The organism is Escherichia sp. AM3, assembly GCF_032029835.1.
GTDB lineage: Bacteria > Pseudomonadota > Gammaproteobacteria > Enterobacterales > Enterobacteriaceae > Escherichia > Escherichia coli.
Genome location: NZ_JAVUPQ010000137.1, coordinates 1 through 4,197 on the forward strand (window position 1 = coordinate 1; position 4,197 = coordinate 4,197).

4 protein-coding genes and 1 pseudogene are annotated in these 4,197 nt (G+C 53.0%); 2 read left to right on the forward strand and 3 right to left on the reverse strand.

The annotated features are described in order from the left end of the window. The 3 genes and pseudogenes from yihS to yihU all read right to left on the reverse strand — a co-directional run. Positions 1–496 (reverse strand): annotated as a pseudogene (gene yihS, locus RTW80_RS22730) (sulfoquinovose isomerase); the annotation flags it as partial. A 16-nt stretch (positions 497–512) separates the two neighbouring features. After that, complete coding sequence (gene yihT, locus RTW80_RS22735) at positions 513–1,391, reverse strand: sulfofructosephosphate aldolase (RefSeq protein WP_001046453.1); 879 nt, start codon at positions 1,389–1,391, stop codon at positions 513–515. 23 nt (positions 1,392–1,414) lie between these two features. Then, positions 1,415–2,311, reverse strand: a complete 897-nt coding sequence (gene yihU / locus RTW80_RS22740) for a sulfolactaldehyde 3-reductase (RefSeq protein ID WP_312720302.1) — start codon at positions 2,309–2,311, stop codon at positions 1,415–1,417. 167 nt (positions 2,312–2,478) lie between these two features. On the opposite strand from yihU, the gene yihV reads away from it, so the two are divergent. Together yihV and RTW80_RS22750 are read left to right on the forward strand one after the other, a co-directional pair. Then, positions 2,479–3,375, forward strand: coding sequence for a sulfofructose kinase (yihV, locus tag RTW80_RS22745; RefSeq protein ID WP_000621656.1), 897 nt, complete (start codon positions 2,479–2,481; stop codon positions 3,373–3,375). Positions 3,376–3,408: 33 nt separating this feature from the next. Next, positions 3,409–4,194 (forward strand): DeoR/GlpR family DNA-binding transcription regulator, encoded by a 786-nt coding sequence (locus RTW80_RS22750; protein ID WP_000059678.1) that lies wholly within the window; start codon positions 3,409–3,411, stop codon positions 4,192–4,194. Positions 4,195–4,197: the final 3 nt, after the last annotated feature.

The window sequence follows — 4,197 nt, forward strand, 5'->3', positions numbered from 1 at the left end:
CGGTTTTGCTGAAGGCTTCGTCCCAGGATTCCAGGCACATCTGCTCTTCTTCGCTCCAGAAATATTTCTCGATAATTTCAATGGTGTAATCGAGCAGCTTGCGCGCTTCCGGGTGACCCGTTGTGACGGCGCTGGCGGCACCCAGCAGAGCAAAGAAGTGTTGATAGCCCTGTTTGGAGGCATCCACCACGCCCTCGTCATTCACGCAGGCATACCAGCCGCCATATTTTTTATCACGCAGTGCGCCGTTCATGGCTTTGATACCGTGATCAACCAACGAGTAAGCGCCAGGTCGACCCATCGCCGCAGCAACGGAATAAACGTGCAACATACGAGCGGTGATCCACAGATGGGTGCCCATCTCTTCTTTGATTTGCCCTTTATTGCCTAACCAGCCAAAACCAGTCGGCACTACGGAATTTTTACCAAAATCAAAGATGCGGTCGGTTTCCTGTTCCAGCCAACGGTTGTGGCTTAGGGTGTTAAACCATTTCATTCCTTTTATCCTCATCTTAGCGGCGTTTAGCCATCATTTCGTCGACGATATCGCCAAGTTGTTGTAATTTCGGTGCGCAAACGTCACGCAGCATCAGCTCGTTGTCTGGTAAACCGACGACCGATGCCCAGACTGCACGGCCTGCCAGGAATCCCGATGCGCCCGCCGTCATTGCCACGCGTACGGCACGCGGGAACAGTTTTTCGTCGACACCGGAAGAGAGGATCACCCATGGCATATTGATATGGTCATTCAGACGTTGTGAAGCACAGAGAAGCTCTTGTTGCGGACCTTTGCCATAAAGCGGCATTTCAACTTTGTAGAGGTCAGCGCCACTGTCGCCCAGCTCTTTGGCGGCATCGATGATCGCTTGTTCGCGATCGAATTTATCGCCACGACGCGGTGGGCGGACGACTGGCTCAATGATGCTTACCAGACCGTGTGAGTGGCACAGTTCGTTGAACTCTTTCACCATATCCAGACGTTGCTGCGCATCTTCATCACTACGCCACAGCACCAGCAGTTTTAAGGCTTTGCCACCGTCTTGTTTGATCTGTAGCGGATTGATTTTGCGGTCAATAACCACGCTATCGACCGGAATACCGTTGCCAGGAATGAACTCATCGGCGGCGACAATCATGGCGCAACTTTTGGCAATCGCGTTTTGCTCAACCACCTGGCGGTAGCAGAATTGTTGATCTACCAGAATCGCCGAGGCATAAGGCGAGAGGGCCTTTGCAGCGTTAACTTTGAAATCAGTTAAAACGCTATCGGCTACCGGAGCGGGTGCCCCAGCCGCGGCAAACATCATGCGCATGGCTTCGCGCTGATCGACCGCCAGCATGGCAAAACCGCCCGATGCGCGCGTAATGTCGTTGATGGTGTACTTATTCATTCATTTATTCCTTTATCCAGTCGTTACATTTTTACTTTGGCAGTCATCCCGGCACTGACACGGACCTGTTCCAGAATGGCGGACCAGTCCTGGCGACCGCGACCCGCTGCGCGCGCCTGGCTATAAACCTCCCGTGAGGCGGCCCCCAGCGGCATTGGCACATGCAGCTGGTTGGCGACATCAAGGGCGATGCCAAGATCCTTATGGGCAAGATCGATCATGAAGGCGGGAGAAAGATCTCCGCTGAGGACTTTGTTTGGCCAGGAAGTGGTGAAGTGACCTTTACCGGCGGCGGTACCGCTCATCACTTTGACGGCAACATCGAAGGGAAGATTCAGGGCTTCGCACAAAACGGCGGCTTCTGCCGAAAGCGCATTGAGCGCGATGCTCATGTAGTTGTTGATGAGCTTAACGCGGATCCCCATGCCCGGACCGCCAGCGTTGATCAACTCACTGCCCATCGCCATCAGGATCGGTGTGGCACGTTCAACTTGTTCAGCGGTGCCGCCAGCCAGCAGTAACAGAGTACCGGTAATGGCATTTGCAGAAGTACGGCCTACCGGAACATCCATCATGCGGAAGCCTTTGGCTTGCATATCGGGAATCAATGTAGCGGGTTGCAGCGGATGGATGGTGGACATATCAATGACCAGCGCATCGGTAGATAAGCCTTCGCAAACGCCGTTTTCACCGAACAACACGTTGCGCACCAGATCGCCATTCGGCAACATGGTAATGATAAATTCGGCATCTTTAGCGGCCTGCGCCGGGTTGGCGGCGGGAGTCGCACCTTTGTCTACCAGATGCCGCACAGCTTCGGCGTTCACATCAAAGACGCGAAGTTGATGCCCTTGCTGCAATAAATTGCTCGCCATTGGCGAACCCATTTGTCCTAAACCGATAAACGCGATTGCTGCCATAACCCTCTCCTGAATACAGTGATGTCACTTTTTGTCATTTATGACATGCTTTGCTTGTCTGTTTTTGATCGTATTTGTAATTTATCGTCAAAAAATTGACAGCCGTCACTTTTTAAACAATTGGTGAAATTAAAATGAACGCATCCCAAAATGTTTAAGGAATGACCATGATTCGTGTTGCTTGTGTAGGTATAACCGTGATGGATCGCATCTATTACGTGGAAGGGTTACCGACGGAGAGCGGTAAATACGTGGCGAGAAATTATACGGAAGTTGGTGGCGGGCCAGCGGCGACGGCAGCGGTTGCGGCGGCAAGGCTGGGGGCGCAGGTCGATTTTATTGGTCGCGTAGGTGATGACGACACGGGCAACAGCCTGCTGGCAGAGCTGGAATCCTGGGGCGTTAACACCCGTTACACCAAACGGTATAACCAGGCGAAATCTTCGCAATCCGCCATCATGGTGGATACCAAAGGCGAGCGGATAATCATTAACTACCCCAGCCCGGATCTGCTGCCTGACGCAGAGTGGTTGGAGGAAATTGATTTCTCTCAGTGGGATGTTGTGCTGGCAGATGTACGCTGGCACGACGGCGCTAAAAAAGCCTTCACCCTGGCCCGTCAGGCGGGTGTGATGACCGTTCTGGACGGGGACATTACGCCGCAGGATATCAGTGAGCTGGTGGCATTAAGCGATCACGCGGCCTTTTCAGAACCGGGTCTGGCGCGCTTAACGGGCGTGAAAGAGATGGCCAGTGCGCTAAAACAGGCACAAACGCTCACAAATGGTCATGTCTATGTGACCCAGGGTAGCGCAGGCTGCGACTGGCTGGAAAATGGTGGGCGTCAGCATCAACCGGCCTTCAAAGTTGATGTGGTAGATACCACAGGTGCGGGTGATGTTTTTCACGGCGCTTTGGCGGTGGCGCTGGCAACAAGTGGGGATTTAGCGGAGTCAGTCCGCTTCGCCAGCGGTGTAGCGGCGTTAAAATGCACACGTCCCGGTGGACGAGCCGGGATCCCTGACTGTGATCAAACCCGATCTTTTTTGTCACTTTTTGTATAAAATGCCAGGGTGATGGTTTTTCGAGGAATTTTCATGAGCCTTACCGAACTAACCGGTAACCCGCGGCACGACCAACTCCTCATGCTGATCGCCGAGCGTGGGTATATGAATATTGATGAGCTGGCAAATCTGCTGGATGTCTCCACGCAGACGGTCCGCCGGGATATTCGTAAATTAAGCGAGCAAGGCCTGATTACGCGCCATCACGGTGGCGCGGGTCGGGCTTCCAGCGTCGTTAATACGGCGTTCGAGCAGCGTGAGGTTTCGCAAACCGAGGAAAAAAAAGCGATTGCCGAAGCGGTGGCAGACTATATTCCTGATGGTTCAACAATATTTATCACCATTGGTACGACTGTTGAGCATGTTGCCCGGGCGTTACTTAACCATAATCATTTGCGGATAATCACCAACAGCCTGCGTGTGGCGCATATTCTTTACCACAACCCGCGCTTTGAAGTGATGGTGCCCGGCGGTACGTTGCGCTCTCATAATAGCGGGATCATTGGCCCTTCAGCGGCGTCCTTTGTGGCTGATTTTCGTGCTGATTATCTGGTAACAAGCGTTGGGGCGATTGAGAGCGATGGCGCGTTGATGGAGTTTGATGTAAACGAAGCTAACGTGGTGAAAACGATGATGGCGCACGCGAGAAATATTCTGCTGGTCGCCGATCACACTAAGTATCATGCTTCGGCGGCGGTTGAAATTGGTAACGTGGCACAGGTCACTGCGCTCTTTACCGACGAGCTGCCGCCCGCTGCGCTAAAATCACGCTTACAAGACAGCCAAATTGAAATCATTCTTCCCCAGGAAGACGCGTAGATT